Annotated in this window: 14 protein-coding genes and 2 pseudogenes; 5 read left to right on the top strand and 11 right to left on the bottom strand. The window is 70.7% G+C overall.

The genetic code is table 11. From position 1 onward, the window contains the following. Positions 1–871 (top strand): annotated as a pseudogene (locus CCN51_RS55415) (hypothetical protein); the annotation flags it as partial. An 18-nt stretch (positions 872–889) separates the two neighbouring features. Continuing rightward, positions 890–3,472, top strand: a complete 2,583-nt coding sequence (locus CCN51_RS46310; protein WP_014174754.1) for a glycoside hydrolase family 78 protein — start codon at positions 890–892, stop codon at positions 3,470–3,472. Here the strand turns inward: CCN51_RS46310 and CCN51_RS46305 are convergent. Beyond that, positions 3,462–4,301, bottom strand: a complete 840-nt coding sequence (locus CCN51_RS46305; RefSeq protein ID WP_014174753.1) for a DeoR/GlpR family DNA-binding transcription regulator — start codon at positions 4,299–4,301, stop codon at positions 3,462–3,464. The genes CCN51_RS46310 and CCN51_RS46305 overlap by 11 nt on opposite strands. A 201-nt stretch (positions 4,302–4,502) precedes the next feature. On the opposite strand from CCN51_RS46305, the gene CCN51_RS46300 reads away from it, so the two are divergent. After that, positions 4,503–5,282 (top strand): HpcH/HpaI aldolase family protein, encoded by a 780-nt coding sequence (locus CCN51_RS46300; protein ID WP_014174752.1) that lies wholly within the window; start codon positions 4,503–4,505, stop codon positions 5,280–5,282. 89 nt (positions 5,283–5,371) lie between these two features. Here the strand turns inward: CCN51_RS46300 and CCN51_RS59745 are convergent, their stop codons facing one another. The 3 genes and pseudogenes from CCN51_RS59745 to CCN51_RS46285 all read right to left on the bottom strand — a co-directional run. Continuing rightward, positions 5,372–5,785 (bottom strand): GNAT family N-acetyltransferase, encoded by a 414-nt coding sequence (locus tag CCN51_RS59745; protein WP_014174751.1) that lies wholly within the window; start codon positions 5,783–5,785, stop codon positions 5,372–5,374. Positions 5,786–6,260: 475 nt separating this feature from the next. Continuing rightward, positions 6,261–7,022: a glycoside hydrolase family 12 protein gene (locus tag CCN51_RS46290; RefSeq protein ID WP_014174750.1), complete on the bottom strand. Its 762-nt coding sequence runs from the start codon at positions 7,020–7,022 to the stop codon at positions 6,261–6,263. A 550-nt stretch (positions 7,023–7,572) separates the two neighbouring features. Continuing rightward, positions 7,573–7,827, bottom strand: a pseudogene (locus tag CCN51_RS46285) (helix-turn-helix domain-containing protein); the annotation flags it as partial. Positions 7,828–7,925: 98 nt separating this feature from the next. Here CCN51_RS46285 and CCN51_RS58620 point away from each other — a divergent pair. Then, positions 7,926–8,351 carry an RICIN domain-containing protein gene (locus tag CCN51_RS58620; RefSeq protein ID WP_238545323.1) on the top strand — a complete coding sequence of 142 codons (426 nt, stop codon included), beginning with the start codon at positions 7,926–7,928 and terminating at the stop codon, positions 8,349–8,351. Positions 8,352–8,857: 506 nt separating this feature from the next. Here the strand turns inward: CCN51_RS58620 and CCN51_RS46275 are convergent. After that, entirely contained in the window at positions 8,858–9,769 is a 912-nt protein-coding gene (locus tag CCN51_RS46275; protein WP_014174747.1) for a LysR family transcriptional regulator, read from the bottom strand. Between the two features lie 72 nt (positions 9,770–9,841). Between CCN51_RS46275 and CCN51_RS46270 the strand changes: the two genes are divergently transcribed. Continuing rightward, complete coding sequence (locus CCN51_RS46270) at positions 9,842–10,231, top strand: RidA family protein (RefSeq protein WP_014174746.1); 390 nt, start codon at positions 9,842–9,844, stop codon at positions 10,229–10,231. A gap of 5 nt (positions 10,232–10,236) precedes the next feature. Here CCN51_RS46270 and CCN51_RS46265 read toward each other — a convergent pair whose 3' ends face one another. The 6 genes from CCN51_RS46265 to CCN51_RS46240 form a co-directional block, all read right to left on the bottom strand. Further along, on the bottom strand, positions 10,237–11,613 hold the full coding sequence (locus CCN51_RS46265) for an NAD(P)/FAD-dependent oxidoreductase (RefSeq protein ID WP_014174745.1): 1,377 nt from the start codon (positions 11,611–11,613) through the stop codon (positions 10,237–10,239). 102 nt (positions 11,614–11,715) lie between these two features. Then, positions 11,716–12,705 carry a zinc-dependent alcohol dehydrogenase family protein gene (locus CCN51_RS46260; RefSeq protein WP_014174744.1) on the bottom strand — a complete coding sequence of 330 codons (990 nt, stop codon included), beginning with the start codon at positions 12,703–12,705 and terminating at the stop codon, positions 11,716–11,718. Then, positions 12,702–13,580 carry a carbohydrate ABC transporter permease gene (locus CCN51_RS46255; RefSeq protein WP_014174743.1) on the bottom strand — a complete coding sequence of 293 codons (879 nt, stop codon included), beginning with the start codon at positions 13,578–13,580 and terminating at the stop codon, positions 12,702–12,704. The genes CCN51_RS46260 and CCN51_RS46255 overlap by 4 nt, the downstream gene beginning before the upstream one ends. Then, positions 13,577–14,560: a carbohydrate ABC transporter permease gene (locus tag CCN51_RS46250; protein WP_043486355.1), complete on the bottom strand. Its 984-nt coding sequence runs from the start codon at positions 14,558–14,560 to the stop codon at positions 13,577–13,579. The genes CCN51_RS46255 and CCN51_RS46250 overlap by 4 nt, the downstream gene beginning before the upstream one ends. Beyond that, on the bottom strand, positions 14,553–15,908 hold the full coding sequence (locus CCN51_RS46245; protein ID WP_043486353.1) for an ABC transporter substrate-binding protein: 1,356 nt from the start codon (positions 15,906–15,908) through the stop codon (positions 14,553–14,555). Before CCN51_RS46245 ends, CCN51_RS46250 begins: the two co-directional genes overlap by 8 nt. A gap of 83 nt (positions 15,909–15,991) precedes the next feature. Then, positions 15,992–16,513, bottom strand: a 522-nt coding sequence (locus tag CCN51_RS46240; protein ID WP_086860928.1) for a DeoR/GlpR family DNA-binding transcription regulator, incomplete at its 5' end; no start/stop codon positions are given.

Genomic DNA, 16,513 nt, shown 5'->3' with positions numbered 1-16,513 from the left:
CAGCGGCAGTGGCGGCGACGGTGGCAGTGGCAGCGGCAGTGGCGGCGACGGTGGCAGTGGCAGTGGCGGCGGCGGTGGCGGCGGCTGGGGGGCGAGCCACGACGGCGCGTCCGTGCCGCTGCGGCTGCGAATCGCCAGCGGCGGCCGCGATCCGCGCTGGATCTGCTCCTGGGCCCGCCCCCACCCGCTGCCCGGCGCCCACTGGCTGGAGCCGGCCGCCGCCCCCGGCGGCGTGGCCCTGCCGCTCGTACCGGACCTGGCGCCCGGGCCCGAGCGCGTGGAGTGGCTGCGTTTCCCGGCCCCGCTCGGTACGACGGCGCTGCGCGTGCCCACCCCGCTGAGCGTCACGGTCCTGGTCGAGGGCCGGGAGTACGCGACGGACGGCGACGGATGGGTACGGCTGCCCGCCCCGCTGGCCGCCGCCACCCCGGTGCTGCTCAAGGTGGTCGCGGTGGACGGCCGCCGGGGCGGTGCGCTGCTCGACGCGGCGATCGAGGCCGAGGTCGCCGAGGCCGAGGTGCAGCTCGCGGCCTGGGAAGAGCTCGGCCTGCGCGCCCTGGGCGGGCGGGTCCGCTACCGCACCACCGCCCAACTGCCCGCCGCACCGGCCGGGCGCACCCTCCTCGACCTCGGGGAGGTCCGCGGCACCGCCGAGATCCGCGTCAACGGCGCGCCGGTCGGCCGCCGGGTGTGGGGGCCGTGGGCGGTCGAGGTCACCGACGCCCTGAGAGCGGGCGACAACGACATCGAGATCGTCGTGAGCGGCACGCTCGCCGGGTATCTCGACGCCGCCTCGCCGACCCGCGCGGTCGCGGCGGGCCAGATACGCACGGGCCTGTTCGGCCCGGTCCGACTCGTCCAGTCCGACTGAAAAGGAAGTGAACCGGCGTTGCACGTCACCACACCGGTCTTCGAGCACCATCGGGAACCGCTCGGCATCGGGGCAGCCGAACCCCGGCTGAGCTGGCGCACCGCCACCGACGCCGAGGGCTGGCAGCAGACCGCGTACGAGGTGCGGGTGTGTGCCGAGGACGGCACCGAACTGGCCGGGTCCGGGCGGGTGGAGTCCGCGGAGTCCGTGCTCGTCCCCTGGCCCGGCCCGGCGCTGCGCTCCCGGCAGCGGGTCGCCGTACGGGTCCGGGTCTGGGGCACCGGCGGCGACGAGCCCTCCGCGTGGTCCGAACCCGCCCACGCCGAGACGGGGCTTCTGTCGCCCGAGGACTGGACGGCCCGCCCTATCACGTCCGGCCGGTCCCAGTCGGACGGCCCGCAGCCGGCCGCCCTGCTGCGCCGCGAGTTCACCGTCCGCGGGCCGGTGGCGGCAGCGCGGCTGTACATCACCGCCTGCGGTGTGTACGAGGCCGAGCTCAACGGCGTACGGGTCGGCGACCACGTACTGGCCCCGGGCTGGACCTCGTACGCCCACCGGCTGCGCTACCAGACCTACGACGTGACCGACCTGCTGCGCGAGGGCCCGAACGCCGTCGGCGCGCTGCTGGGGGAGGGCTGGTACGCGGGCCGCATCGGCTTCAACGGCGGGCGGCGCGCAATCTGGGGCGAACAGACCGCGCTGCTCGCCCAGTTGGAGATCGCCTACGCCGACGGGACGCGCGAGACCGTGGCCACCGACTCCGACTGGCGGGCCGCCACCGGCCCCCTGCTGCGCTCGGAGATCTACGACGGCGAGGTGTACGACGCCCGCCTGGAGCGCGACGGCTGGTCCCGCCCCGGCCATGACACCACCGGCTGGAGCCCGGCCGAGGAAACCGCCCCGCCGGCCGGGGAACTGGTGGCGCCGACCGGTCCGCCGGTCCGCCGCGTCCAGACCCTGGCGCCGACCGAGGTGATCACCACCCCGTCGGGCCGTACCGTCCTGGACTTCGGCCAGAACCTGGTGGGGCGGCTGCGCATCACGGTCAGCGGCCCGGCCGGGCACACCGTCACCCTGCGCCACGCCGAGGTGCTGGAAGACGGCGAGCTGGGGGTGCGGCCGCTGCGCGAGGCCGAGGCCACCGACGTCTACACCCTGCGCGGCGAGGGCACCGAGACCTACGAGCCGCGGTTCACCTTCCACGGCTTCCGCTACGCCGAGGTCACCGGCTGGCCGGGGCCGCTGGACCCGGCGGATGTGCGGGCCGTGGTGGTGCACACCGACATGGCGCGCACCGGCTGGTTCTCCTGCTCCGAGCCGCTGGTGGAGCGGCTGCACGAGAACGTCGTATGGAGCATGCGCGGCAACTTCCTGGACATCCCCACCGACTGCCCGCAGCGCGATGAACGCCTGGGCTGGACCGGCGACATCCAGGTGTTCGCGCCGACCGCCGCCTTCCTCTACGACTGCTCCGGCATGCTCGCCGGCTGGCTGCGCGACCTGTCAGCCGAGCAGCTGGCCCACCCCGAGCACGTGCCGCCGCTCGTGGTGCCCGATGTCATTCCGCCGGAGTTCGACGGCTTCCCCAGGGCACAGGCCGTCTGGGCGGATGTCGCGGTGTTGCTGCCGTGGGTGCTCCACCAGCGCTTCGGCGATCTGGGGCTGCTGCGCGACCAGTACCCCGGTATGCGCGCCTGGGTGGAGACCGCCGCCCGGTACGCGCGCGAGGGCGGCGGGCTGTGGCGCGACCACCACCACCTGGGCGACTGGCTCGACCCGACGGCCCCGCCGGACCGCCCGGAAGCCGCCCGTACGGACGGGGATCTGGTGGCGGGCGCGTATCTGGTGCGCTCGGCCGAGGTGCTGGCCGAGACCGCCCGGCTGCTGGGCGAGACGGACGACGCGCTCCGCTACGACGCGTTGGCGAAGGAGGCGCGGTCGGCCTTCCAGGAGGAGTTCGTGACCCCGGCCGGACGGCTGTCCTCCGACGCCCAGACCGCGTACGCGCTGGCGCTGTGCTTCGCGCTGCTGCCGACCGGGCGCCAGCGGGCGGGGGCCGGGGCGCGGCTGGCCGCGATCGTGCGGGATGCGGACTTCCGGATCGCCACGGGCTTCGCGGGCACCCCGCTGATCTGCGACGCGCTGTGCGAGGCCGGTGAGCCGGAGCTCGCCTACCGGATGCTGCTCGAGCAGGGCTGCCCGTCCTGGCTGTACCCGGTCACCATGGGCGCGACCACCATCTGGGAGCGCTGGGACTCCATGCTCCCCGACGGCACCATCAACCCCGGCGAGATGACCTCTTTCAACCACTACGCGCTCGGCGCCGTCGCCGACTGGCTGCACCGCACCGTCGCCGGGCTGGCCCCGGCCGCCCCCGGCTGGCGGCGGCTGCGGATCGCGCCCGTCCCCGGCAGCGGGCTCGACCACGCCAAGGCCGCCCATCTGACCCCGTACGGGCGGGCCGAGGCGGGCTGGCGGCGGGACGGCGACCGGCTGGTCGTCGAGGTGCTGGTGCCGCCGAACACCCGGGCCGAGGTCCAGCTGCCGGGCGACGCCGAACCGTTCGAGGTGGGCTCGGGGCGGCACACCTTCAGACGGTGACGACGTCCACCTCGGGCAGGGCCCGGAACGGCGCGAGCTGGTCATCGGTGGCGCCGCTGTCGGTGACCAGCGTCCAGGGCCCGGTCAGCGGGGCCCAGGCGGTGAAGGGCGACTGACCGAGCTTGCTGCTGTCGGCCAGTACGTACACCTGGCCGCCGCGCCGGGCCATCAGCTCCTTCAGCGCGGTCTGCTGCAGGCTGGCCTCGCAGATGCCGAGGATCGCGTCGAGGCCGTCGGCGCCCAGGAACACCTTGTCCGCGGTGAGGCGGGTCAGGGTCAGCTCGGCGAGCGGGCCGACGAAGCCCTGGCTGACGTGGCGCAGCGTCCCGGCGAGCGTGATCAGCTCGATGCCGTCCGCCTCGGCCAGCTCTCGCAGGGCGGTCAGCCCGCTGGTGATGACGGTGAGTTCGGTCCGGCCGCGCAGATGGTGGGCGAGCCGTCCGGTGGTGGTACCGGCGTCCAGGATGACGGTGTCCCCCTGGGCGATCCGGGCGGCCGCCCAGCGCCCGATGCGGTCCTTCTCGGCCACGGCCAGGCCGCTGCGCTGGCCGAGTGTCGGCTCGGCCGTATGGCTCGCGCTCATCGCGCCGCCGTAGGTGCGGGCGATGGTGCCCTGCTCGGTGAGCAGGGCCAGGTCCCGGCGGATCGTGGACGGGGTGACGTCCAGGGAGCGGGCCAATTCGTCGACGACGACGGTCCCGTCGGTCAGGATCATGCGGGCGATCAGCGCACGGCGATCCGGGGCCCGCAGCCTTCTGGGATCCTCCGCCCCGGCCGCCCCGGCCGGCGCGGCCGTCGTGCGTGGTGTGCGCGAGCTTGCCGGACCCATGCGTGTCATCCTCTCCGCGACCGGCCGCCGAGACTGGCCGCCGCGACTGGCCGCGATTGGCGGGTTACCTTATCAGTCTGCGCATTACGCGCCATTTCTCCTGCGTCACCGTCCAGAGTCTTGCGTGGTACGTGCAATCATGCGAGCGTTTCGCTCATAACACGCATGAGGTGGGGAGAGTTGATGAGAGAAGCTGGCAGTATGACCAATTCCCCCACCCATTCCCCCACCGATTTCGCGGCCCGCCTGCGCGCACGCCGGCGGATCCTCGGCTACTGGGTCGTCCTCGACAACCCGGTCGGCACCGAACGCCTGGCCGGGCTCGGCTACGACTACGTCTGCGTGGACGCCCAGCACGGCCTCCTCGACTACAAGGGCACCCTCGGCGCGATGACCGCCATCGACGCGCGCGGCATCAGCGCCGGGATGGTCCGGGTCCCGGCCAACGACGGCTTCTGGATCGGCCAGGCCCTCGACGCCGGCGCCCGCGGCGTGATCGTTCCTCTGGTCAACACCGCCGAGGAGGCGGCCGCCGCCGTCAGCGCCTGCCGCTACCCGCCGCACGGCGTCCGCAGCTACGGCCCGATGCGCTCGGGGCTACGGGTGGGCCCGACCCCGGCCGAGGCGAACGAGCAGGTCGCGTGCATCGTGATGATCGAGACCGCGCAGGCGCTCGGCAACACCGCGGAGATCTGCGCGACCAAGGGGCTCGACGGCGTCTACATCGGCCCCTCCGATCTGACCATCGCCCTCGGCGGGCGTACCTCCACCGACCCCTCGGTCGCCGAGGAGTTCGAGGCGGCGCTCACGAAGGTGGCCGAGGCCGCGAAGTCGGTGGGCATCGCGGCCGGGATCCACTGCCCGAACGGCGTCACGGCCGCGAGGCGGCTCGCCCAGGGCTTCACCTTCGCCACGGTCAGCAGCGACCTGGCCCACCTGGAGCAGGCCGCGGCCGGCCACCTCCGCGACGCCCTCGGCTGACCGTTCCCTGCCCCCGCCGGGCCGCAGCAGCCCCGCACCCTGTGCGTTCGCCGAGGGGCGCGCAGACTAGGGCCTGTGTGTGGTTGCGATCAACCACACACACCCCGGAAGTCGTATCCGGCGAAGTCGGTGAGTGGGAGGTAGCCGATTCGCTGGTAGAGGGCGTTGCTGGTGGTGTTGGCCGGGTCCGTGAACAGGACGACCTCCGTCGCGCCTGCGGCCAGCGCGGCTCGGCTCACCTCGATTGTGACGGCGCCCGCGTAGCCGCGACCCCGGAGGTGAGCTGGGGTGTAGACGGGGTCCACCCGGATCATGCCGCCGACCATCGAAGTTGAGCCTGCCATGGAGACCGGAGTGCCGTCGGGGGCCTCCCAGAACGTGAAGCGTTTGTCGGCGAAGCGTGTGTCGGCCCAGGAGGCGGCGTCTACGGAGGGGGCCTCTCCGACGGCGGCGGCGAACTCACTGCACCAGCGGATGAGTTGCTCGTGATCCAGCTCGCCCACAACGCGACCCCGGCCCTGTGGGCGCGGCTCCGGTGGGGTGAGCGTGCCGAGACGGTGGAGGCGGCCCCGCCAGCTGAGCACCGGCGCTGCGCCTGTGTGCCGCTGCCATGCCTCGGCGAAAGCGGTGGCGGCGTCGTGGTCCGCGGTGACGCCGGAGAGGGGATGGCCGAGGTCGGCCAGGTGGTCGGCGAGGGCGTCGGCCTGTTCAGGAGAGAGGGGGGTGAGGCTCAGACGGCGGGACGGAAGACGGTGCCCACGGCTTCCGCAACCCCACCAACCAACGCCTACGCACACGCTGCGTCACCACCCGCCGAGCCCGAGGCCACCTCCACCCCGCCTAAATTCGAAGACTCCGCAAACCTTGCCGCCGGGATTTGTCGTTCGAGGCCCGGCGGAAAGGTATGCGTTTGGGAATCGCTCCGGCGTTCGTCTCTATGCGCGGACGGAGTGCACCGTCGTGTCGCGCGTATTGCGGCTAGATGCTTGATCCGCCGCCGGAGGTGTTGTTCCACCAGGCGCTGTAGGCGTTCAGCGAGTACCGCTTCTGCACGCCGCTGGTCGAGGTGATCTCGAGGCCGAACTGCATCGTTTCGAAGGTGGTGTTGCGCAGGAGGTTCTGCGACGCGGCCCATCGCCAGGCCGCCGAGGCGTCGATGGTGCCGGTGTTGCTCTGCTGGGCGGGGATGAGCTGCAGGACGTTCCAGCCGGGATCGGCCTGCCAGACCGACGCGTACAGGACGCCGCCGATGGTCACGTTGGACGCGATCTGCCTTCCCCAGCCGCCTGCCGTCCCGGACCAGCTGGTGAAGACCATGATCTCGTCCTGGTTGCCGGCCGACCAGATGTCGCTCGTCCAGTTCCAGTGGTCACTGCCGGCGACGGGAGCCGACGACGTGTTGTACCAGAAGCCCGCCGAGTTCAACTGCGACAGCGGCGTCTGGGGCCGGACCGAGGTGTTCGGGTAGGACTTGATCCCGCCGCCGGAGTGGTTGGCATCGACGTACCAGGACTTGATGCTGTTGACGGTCAGGCACTGCGTGCCGTGGTTTTCGCCCCAGATGTTGTTGTAGATCGTCCAGGTGCCCTGGGTGTACTGACCCCACCGGTCGCAGGTGGAGTCCTGGGCCTGCGCCGGAGACGCGAAGCTCAGGAACCCGGCGATCACGGCGACGATCAGGGCCAGCCGACCGAACCCGGCCGACTTGCTGCTGATGGATTTAAGGGCTTGCCATCTCATGTGTCCCTCCAAGGACGGCGATGGGTTGTTCCGGACCCCCCCCGGTCTGGTGGCGGACTCTGGCGCCGCGAGGTGTCGCTCGCCGGCGAGTCCGGGCTCGGGACAGCGCGACCCCGCCCCGTCCGAGGTGCTTGCGCAGTTGGCCGACTGATCGGCTTGATGGCCGGCCCTGGGCGAAGTGGTTCCTTCCACTGCTCGCAGTTGGAGTCCCCGCCGAAAGCGAGGCGGCCGAGACGGTCGATCAGCTGACGTGTTGACACCTTCGCTCCGTTCGCATGCGGTGCTGCTCGCGGTGGTGGGTGGCTCGTGTCGTCGAGGTGGCGCGCTCAAGAACTGCGGGAACGGTGCTCGGTCCCCTTACTTTCAAGCACCGGGCTTGCCAGGCTTAGGTGCGAAGTGTCGAAGCGCTTGCGTCTGCGGAACAGTAATGATGGGGCGTCTGAACAGCAAGGCTCTGCGCAGGAAGACACATTTCTTTCACCTGCGGACATCGGTGTCGAAGCGCTTCGACTAGCATCGGCCGCGCCCGCCACCGGCCTTCACGGAACCGCTACTGGCCCTGGTGGATGTGGCGGAAGGTGCCGGGGCAGGTGCCGATGTGACGGGTGAAGAACTTCCCGAAGTTGGTGGGGCCGGGAAAACTCAGACGGCGGGCGATGGTCGCCACCGGCTCATCCGTGTGCGCCGGCAACCGCTGCACCTCCAACGCGACACGGGCATCGATCACATGCTTCACCGGCTGTCCGGTGGCAGCCATGCACGCACGGGTCAGGGTCTTGACCGTGTAACCCAGACGGTGCGCGTGCCACCGGTCGTCCCCGGCCGCACATACCGCTGCACCTGTGCAGATCACCATCATCGGCGCCCCGGAACATGGCCCGGGGCATCACCACACGGGCCCCGGTGGGTGGGCACACAGTGACCGTCACCGCCAAGGATCCCGCCAAAGCCGCGCGACTCGCCGGCGAGCTGGGCGCGCACGCCAGGAACCCGCCCACCAACACCGCCACCGGATACGGCGACGGCATGACCCTGAGTCGTGCCCCGGCCTCGCCCACCTACAGCGCCCTGGTCAACGCGGCCTCCAGCAGCTGCCTGGAGATCTACGGCGGCGGCACGGCCGCGGGCTCGGCCTCGGAGGTCCGGACCTGCAACGGCGCCAACAACCAGCAGTTCGCCCGCGCCTCCAACAGCGAACTCCAGGTCTACACAGGCTTGCTCACCATGTGCCTCGACTCCAACGGCGCGACGAGTCCGGGCTCCGCTGTCGTGATCGAGAACTGCACCGTCGCATCGGTATCGTTGTCCAAGCCCGTGGTTCCTGAATGATCGTTCTGCGTCGAGAACAGAAATGATCACTCACGACCACGGGCGTCCTGCTACCAGGGCCGCCCCACCACCCCTGACACTCACCCAACGTGACAGCCGGCCAGCCTCTCAGGACCAGCGCACCGCTCAACTTCGAAGAGCCCCTTTGCCCCGCACGAGACCACAGCGCAGTCCCACCGATCCGATGTCCCATGAGATATCGGATCGGTGAAGAACGGGGGTTCTATCGGCTGGTGGGCAACTACGGCTTCCCCAAGGACGCGGACTTCTGAGATTCCATCCGCGTGTCAGCGGGGCCGCCTCCGGCGGGACCACTGCGACATCCAGAACCGGGCCAACCTCCGCGACGACCTGCAGACGTACGTCGCCGAACAACTTGGCACGGTCAACGGAGGTGTTGAACCTGGACGACACCGGCCCGTGTCGGGGATCGTCAGCAGGTAGCTGCTGCGTCGCGTCTCACGTTCGTCCATGTGTCGCCTTGCAGGGACGGCAGTGATCTCATCTCAAAGTAGCCCCCGCTGAGGAACTTGGCTGACCGTTGCGAGCAGGCGTGAGACCAGGGGGTTCGGGTCGTTGCTGCGCCAGGCGACGGCGACCCGGGTGCGGGCGGTGGCGGGCCTGAGCCCGCGGAAGGCGACGCCCCTGAGGCGGATACGGCGGATGCTCGCCGGGGCGAGGGAGACTCCCAGGCCGGTTTCCACCAGGGCGCACACCGTCTGCCACTCCACCGCGTGCTGGGCCACCCGGGGGGTGAAGCCCGCCGCCGTACACAGGCCGGTGATCCGGTCGTACAGCCCGGGGCCGACCTCGCGGGGCAGCAGTACGAAGGGGGAGTCGGCCAACTGCGCTGTCTCCACGGTCCGCGTGGCGGCCAGGGGGTGGGCGGACGGCAGTACGGCCACAAAGGGCTCGCTGAGTACGGTCTCGAAGCCGAGGCCCGGCTCGTCGGTGGGGGGCTCGCGGAGCAGGCCGATATCAATGGTCTTGTCGTGCAGGGCGGCGATCTGCGGCGCGGTGGTCATCTCGTGGATGTTCAGCCGCACCTCGGGAAACCGCTGCCGGAAGGTGTGCAGCAGACCGGGCAGGACGGTCAGGGCGAGGGAGGCGGCGAAGCCGATCCGCAGGCAGCCGGCCCGGCCGCTGCCGACGGCGCGGGCCGCGGCCAGGCCCTCGGCGAGGTCGCTGAGGGCCCGCCGGGCGGCGGGCAGCAGTTCGCGGCCGGCCGGGGTGAGGGCCACATGTCCCGGCTCGCGGCTGAACAGCGCATGGCCCACCTTCTCCTCCAGGCGGCGGATCTGCTGGCTCAGCGGTGGCTGGGCGATGCCCAGACGGGTGGCCGCGCGGCCGAAGTGAAGTTCCTCGGCGAGTACGGCGAAGGCGTGCAACTGGGGCAGGGGGAGTTCGGGGCGCTCCATACGCCTAGAGATATCAGCTCATGCTTGAAGTCGTATTAGACGTATCGGTGCTGGTCGCCTAGCGTGCCGCGCATGACGGAGCGACGTACGATCCTCAGCGGCTCGACCTTTGAGGAGCAGATCGGCTATGCCCGCGCCGTGGTCGACGGCGACTGGGTGCATGTGTCCGGCACGACCGGATTCGACTACACCACGATGACCATCTCCGACGATGTGGTGGTCCAGGCCGAGCAGTGCCTGCGCAATATCGAGGCCGCGCTGGCCGAGGCGGGGTGCACCTTCGCCGATGTGGTGCGGGTGCGCTATCTGCTGCCCGACCGGGCCGACTTCGAGCCCTGCTGGCCGGTTCTGCGCCGCCGCTTCGGCGAGGTCCGGCCGGCCGCCACGATGCTCATGTGCGGGCTGGCCGACCCCCGGATGAAGATCGAGATCGAGGTGTACGCGCGGCGCACCGCGGCGTAAAGGGCCTAGTCAGCCGCGCCTTCCACCCGCAGGGGAATGCTCGCCGGGCCCGGCCGGCGCGGCAGCAGCACCGTACGCAGGGCGACGGCGGGGGCCAGCAGCCGGGACGGCGGCGCCGCGAGGCACGTGACGTCGCGGAAGGCGGCGCCGACGACCGGGTCGTGGGTGGCACGGTCCGCGAGGCGGCCGAAGTACCAGGTCTGCAGGCGCTCGGCCGCCCCGGGCGGGGTGGCGTCGGCGTCCTCGGCGTACGGGCGGTCCGCGCCGACGGCGGTCAGCCACGCGGTGTCGCCCGCGCGCGCGACGGCGCGCTGTGCCGCGGCCGCGAAGCCGGGGCGGAGGCCGCCGTCGGCGAGGGTGTCGCGCAGGGCCAGCGCGCCGAGCGCGGCGACCGACATGCCCTGGCCGTAGATGGGGTTGAAAGTGCAGGCCGCGTCCGAGACCACGACGAAGCCCTCGGGGACGCCGCCCGGCGCGTCGTAGTGGCGGCGGCGGTTGGAGGTTTCACGGAAGCCGTACGGCGGCGAGACCGGCCGGGCCGCCGTCAGATGGGTGTGCAGAAGCGGTTCGTCCACGGACGCCACGAAGTCGAGCACCGCGACGCCGTCGGTCGGCGGGTGCTGACCGCGCACCCCGGAGAGCGTCAGCAGCCAGTTGCCGTCCTCGACGGGGGACCACGCGGCGCCGCGCGGCAGATCCGGCCGCGGCTGCAGCACCACGGCCGCGTCCATGGGCGCGTCGGGCCGGAACATCTGGGTGACATAGCCGATCCCGGCATCGACGATCTCCTCGCGCGGCGCCGGGCGGCCGAGTTCCGCCAGCCACTTCGGGGCGCGCGAGCCGCGCCCGGACGCGTCGATCACCAGGTCCGCCGGGATGTCCCGCTCGGCGCGCCCGGCGTCGCGGGAGCGGACCCGTACGCCGGTGACCCGGTCCGCGCCGCCGAGCAGCCCCACGGCCTCGGTCGCCTCCAGTAACTCCACCTGGGTGCCGCTCCCGGCGGCCGTGGCCAGCACCCTGGCCCGTACGGTGGCGTCGAACAGCGGGCGGGTGCAGCTGAGGAGAGTGTGACGGCCCTCGTGGCGGCGGCGGTGCCAGCCGCCCGGGGAGCGGGTGAGCACGTCCCGGGGCATCTCCATGCTGTGCGCACCGGCCACCCGTAGCTCCGCGCCCGCCCCGGGCAGCAGCTTCTCCAGGGCCTGCTGCCCGCCGGAGAGGAAGACGTGCAGATGGCGGCCCTGGGGCACCCCTTTGCGGAAGATGGGCCGCTCCGGGTAGCGGTCGCGCTCGATGACGGTCACCGTGTCCACGTGCCCGAGTAACGCCGCCACCGCCAGCGTGCCGGCCAGGCCACCGCCCACCACCACCGCGTCGCCGCTCATACCGCGCTCCTCCTCATGCCGATGATCAGCCCAAGCCTGGGGTGCCGGGCTTGGGCCGTCAACGGCGCGTGGTGGGGCGTGTGTCGAATCAGCCGCCGGGGCTCAGGGCTCGACGACGATCTTCCGGCCCTGTCCCGCGCGGAACTGCTCGAGTGCCTGCGGGTACTGCTCCAGCGGCAGCCGGTCGCTGATGAAGACCTTCGGGTCGAGCACCCCGGTGGCGAACAGCTGGGCCGCGCGCTCATAGCTGTGCAGCACAGCCATGGAGCCGGTGATGGTGATCTCCTGGTTGTAGATCTTGTACGGCTCGATCACGGCCTTGGTCGCGTAGTCGGAGACCCCGAACTGAAGGAACGTCCCCGCCTTGGCGACGCGGCCGAGCCCGTCCTGGATCGCGGCCTGGTTGCCCGTCGCGTCGATGACCACGTCCCAGCCGCGCGGCTGGTCGAGCTCATCGGCCGAGGCGGCGGAGCGGGAGCAGCCGAGCTGGTTCGCGGTGGCGAGCCGGTCGGGGTTGATGTCCAGGATGTCGACGCTCGCCGCCCCGGTGCGCTTGGCCAGCTCCAGCATCATCAGGCCCATGGTGCCAGAGCCGTAGATCAGCACCTCGTTGCCCATGCGGCTGTTCAGCACGTCGTAGCCGCGCACCGCACAGGACAGCGGCTCGATGAGCGCCGCGTCCGCGACGTCCACATGCTCGGGCAGCCGTACGCAGTTGGCCACCGGCGCCACGGCGAACTCCGCGGCGCCGCCGGGCACGCTGACCCCGATGGCGTTCCACCGGTCGCAGAGGTTTCCGCGGCCGATACGGCAGTAGCGGCACTCATGGCAGTAGAGGGAGGGGTCGACGGCGACCCGGTCGCCCACCGCCACTTCGGTGACCTCGCTGCCGATGCCGACGACCTCGCCGGCGAACTCGTGGCCGGGGACGATCGGCAGGGTGGGGGCGAACTCTCCCTGGAGGATGTGCAGATCGGTGCCGCACAGCCCGCAGGCCGCCACATCGACGACCACGTCGCGCGGCCCGGGGGTCGGGTCGGGGACGGTGGCGACGGTGACCTTGCCGGGGGCTTCGATGACGGCGGCCCTCATTTGACTGCTCCTAGCGACAGGCCCTGGACCAGTTTGTCCTGGGCGGCGAAACCGGCGGCGAGCACCGGGAGGGAAATGACGATGGACGCCGCGCACACCTGCGCCAGGAACAGGCCCTGGCTGGTGACGAAGCTGGTCAGGAACGCCGGTGCGGTCTGCGCGACCACGCCGGTGAGCACATTGGCGAACAACAACTCGTTCCAGCTGAAGATGAAGCAGATCAGCGAGGTGGCGGCGATACCGGGCCCGGCGATCGGGGCGACGACCCGAAGCAGCACGGTCGGCAGCTTCGCCCCGTCCATCTGGGCCGCCTCGATGATGGACACCGGGATGTCGGAGAGGAAGGACTGCATCATCCACACCGCGATCGGCAGGTTCATCGAGGTGTAGAGGATGACCAGCAGCCAGATGTTGTCCAGGAAACCGGTGTTCTTGGCGAACAGATACACCGGCAGCAGCCCGGCCACCACCGGAAGCATCTTGGTGGACAGGAAGAAGAACATCACATCCGTCCACTTGCGCACCGGCCGTATGGACAGCGCGTACGCCGCGGGCAGCGCCAGCACCAGCACGAAGAGGGTGGAGAACAGGCTGGCGCCCAGCGAGTTGAGCAGCGGCGGCCAGGGGTCGGCCCCGCCGTTCACCCCGAAGAACTCGCGGTAGCCGTCCAGGGTGAGCGGGGCGGCCAGGGAGGGCGGGTTGGTGGCGGCGTCGGCCTCGGAGTGGAACGAGGTCAGCAGCATCCAGGCGACGGGCAGGACGAAGACGATGCCGGTCAGCCAGGCCAGCAGGCCAAGCGCGGCGCCGCGGCGGCGGGCCTTGCGGGCGGCCGGGGGGACCGAGGTCACCGGGGCCGTGGCGGTCAAGGAGGTCATGCGCGGGACGCCTCCTCACGGAACAGGGACGACACCACGCGCAGCGCGAAGGTGGCGATGATGATCGTGCCGATCACCACCAGCACACCCGCGGCGGATGCCTGCCCGTACTCGTGGGCGTTGTAGAAGGTCTCGTAGATGGTGTACGGGAGGTTGGCCGTGTCCAGTCCGCCCCGGGTGATGGTGAACACCGCGTCGAAGTTCTGCACGATGTAGATCGAGCCCAGGAGGGTGCCCAGCTCCAGATAGCGCCGCAGATGCGGCAGGGTCAGATAGCGGAAGATCTGGAAGTTGCTCGCGCCGTCCAGCCGGGCCGCCTCGATCATCTCCAGGGGGCGGCCCTGCAGCCCGGCCAGCAGGATCAGCATCATGAACGGTGTCCACTGCCACACCAGCGAGGCCTCGACCGCGAACATCGGCATATCGGAGACCCATTCCGGCTGCGGCGGGTTGTCCACGCCGAACAGATCGCCCACCCAGCTGAGCACGCCGTTGAACAGCCCGTACTCCGGGTTGTACAGCGCATGCTTCCACAGCAGCGCGGACGCCACGGGGACCAGCAGGAACGGCGCGATGAGCATGGTGCGCACCAGCCCCCGGCCGCGGAACTTACGGTCCATCAGCAGCGCCAGCATCAGCCCGAGCACGACGCTCACGATGACCACGGTCGCGGTCAGCAGCACGGTGGTGACGATCGACTCGCGCAGCGCCTCGTCGCTCACCGCCGAGGTGTAGTTGGACAGACCGGCGAACTCGCGCTCGTCGGGCTTGAGCGAGTTCCAGTCGAAGAGGGAGATCACCAAGGTCGCCACGAACGGCAGCTGGGTGACCGCGATCAGAAAGATCAGGGCGGGCATCAGCGGCGCCCGGGTGGCCCAGGCACGGGCCGCCTTGGGCTTTTGCGGGGCGCGCCGGGGCGAGGCGGCCACGGTCGGGGGCGGTCCGCTGCGCACGGGTGTCGCCGTGAGTGGATTAGTCATCTTGGTACTCCTCGCCCACCTTCTCGGCCAGCTTCTGCGACTTCTTGAGTGCCGACTCGACGGACTGCTTTCCGGCGATGGCGGCGCTGATCTCCTGGGCGACCTTGGTCCCGAGGTCGGAGAACTCGGGGATGTCGACGAACTGGATGCCGATGGTCGGCCGCGGCTGCACACCCGGGTCGCGCGGATTGGCGCTGGTGATGGACTGCCGGGTGACCTCGGAGAAGGTGCCCGCCGCCTTGCGGTACTCCGGGTTGGTGTAGGTGGAGGCCCGCTTGCCCGCGGGCGCGCTCGACCAGCCGTACGTCTTTCCGACCAGGGCTTCGTACTTCTTGCTGGAGGCCCAGGAGACGAACTTCCACGCGTTGTCGCTGTTACGGGACGCCTTCTGCACGCCCCACGCCCAGGTGTAGAGCCACCCGGAGCTCTTGGTCTTCACCGTCGGCGCCTGGACATAGCCGATCTTGCCCCGTACGGGGGACTTGGTGCCCTCCAGCGAACCGGCCGCGGAGGTGGCGTCGTACCACATGGCCGTCTTGCCCTGGGTGAGGTTGTTCAGGCACTCGGCGAAGCCCGACTGGGCCGCCCCCGATTCGCCGTGCTTGCGCACCAGGTCGACATAGAACTCGGTGGCCGCGGTGAACTCGGGGGAGGTGAGCTGCGCCTTCCAGTCCTTGGTGAACCAGGTGCCGCCGAAGGTGTTCACGACCGTGGTCAGCGGGGCCATCAGCTCACCCCAGCCGGGCAGCCCGCGCAGACAGATGCCCTTCATCCCCTTGCGGGCGCCGTCCACCTTGGCCGCGAGGTCCGCGACCTGCTGCCAGGTGGGGCGCTCGGGCATCTTCAGGTTCTTCTCGGCGAAGACGTCCTTGCGGTACATCAGGAAGGACGACTCACCGTAGAACGGCTGGGCGTACAGCTTGCCGTCGTCGGCGGTCAGGGACTGCCGCATCGAGGGCAGAATGTCTTTCTGGTCGAACGCCCGGTCGTCGCCGACATGGTCGTCCAGCGGCAGCAGCCAGCCGTTCTTGGCGTAGAACGGCACCTCGAAGTTGCTGATGGTGGCGACGTCGTACTGGCCGGCCTGATTGGAGAAGTCCTGGCTGATCTTGTCGCGGACGTCGTTCTCGGGCATCACCGTGAAATTGACCCGGATGCCCGTTTCCTTGGTGAAATGCTTGGCGGTGAGCTTCTGCAGATCCATCATCTGCGGGTTGTTCACCATCAGGACGTTGATGGTCTTGCCACCGGAACCACCGCCCCCCATACCGGCGCACCCCGCGAGGAGCGCCCCCGCGGCCATGGCCACGACCGGTATCCGGGCAGCACGAAGTGTCAGGATGGGCATAACGGGTCCAATCGAAGGAACAGTTGAAGAAGTGAGGGAAGTGAGGGAAGTGAGGGGGGATCAGAAGGGCGCGGGACGGGGCGTCAGACCCGGATGATCTGCGGGCCCAGCAGCGAGTAGCGATTGGCCTCGGTCAGCGGGAGCCCGGTGTCCGTCACGATCGTCTCGAAGTCCGACACATCGGCGAAGCGGCAGAAGCTGACGGCCCCGAACTTGTTGTGCACCCCGGAGAACACTCTGCGCCGGGACACCTTGACCACCCGCGCCTTGACCTCGCTCACCGCCGGATCGGGCGTGGTGAGCCCGTACTGCCGGGAGATGCCGTTGGCGCCGATGAACGCCAGGTCGATGACGAAGCCCGAGAGCATATGGGTGGCCCAGTGGTCAACGGTGGCCATGGTGCCACCGCGCACCCGGCCGCCCAGCAGCAGCACGGTGGTGTTCTCCCGGGTGGCCAGGCCGCTCGCGGCCGACAGCGAGGCGGTGATCACGGTGAGCGGACGGTCCCGGGGCAGGGCCTCCGCGATCAGCTGGGGGGTGAAGCCCTCGTCGATGAAGACGGTCTCGGCGTCGCCGAGCAGATCCGCGGCGGCCGCCGCGATCCG

The sequence above is a fragment of the Streptomyces milbemycinicus genome (genome assembly GCF_002154605.1).
GTDB classification, from domain to species: domain Bacteria; phylum Actinomycetota; class Actinomycetes; order Streptomycetales; family Streptomycetaceae; genus Streptomyces; species Streptomyces milbemycinicus.
Note: the sequence above shows the minus strand (reverse complement) of the source record. Positions and strands in the feature narration are given on the sequence as shown.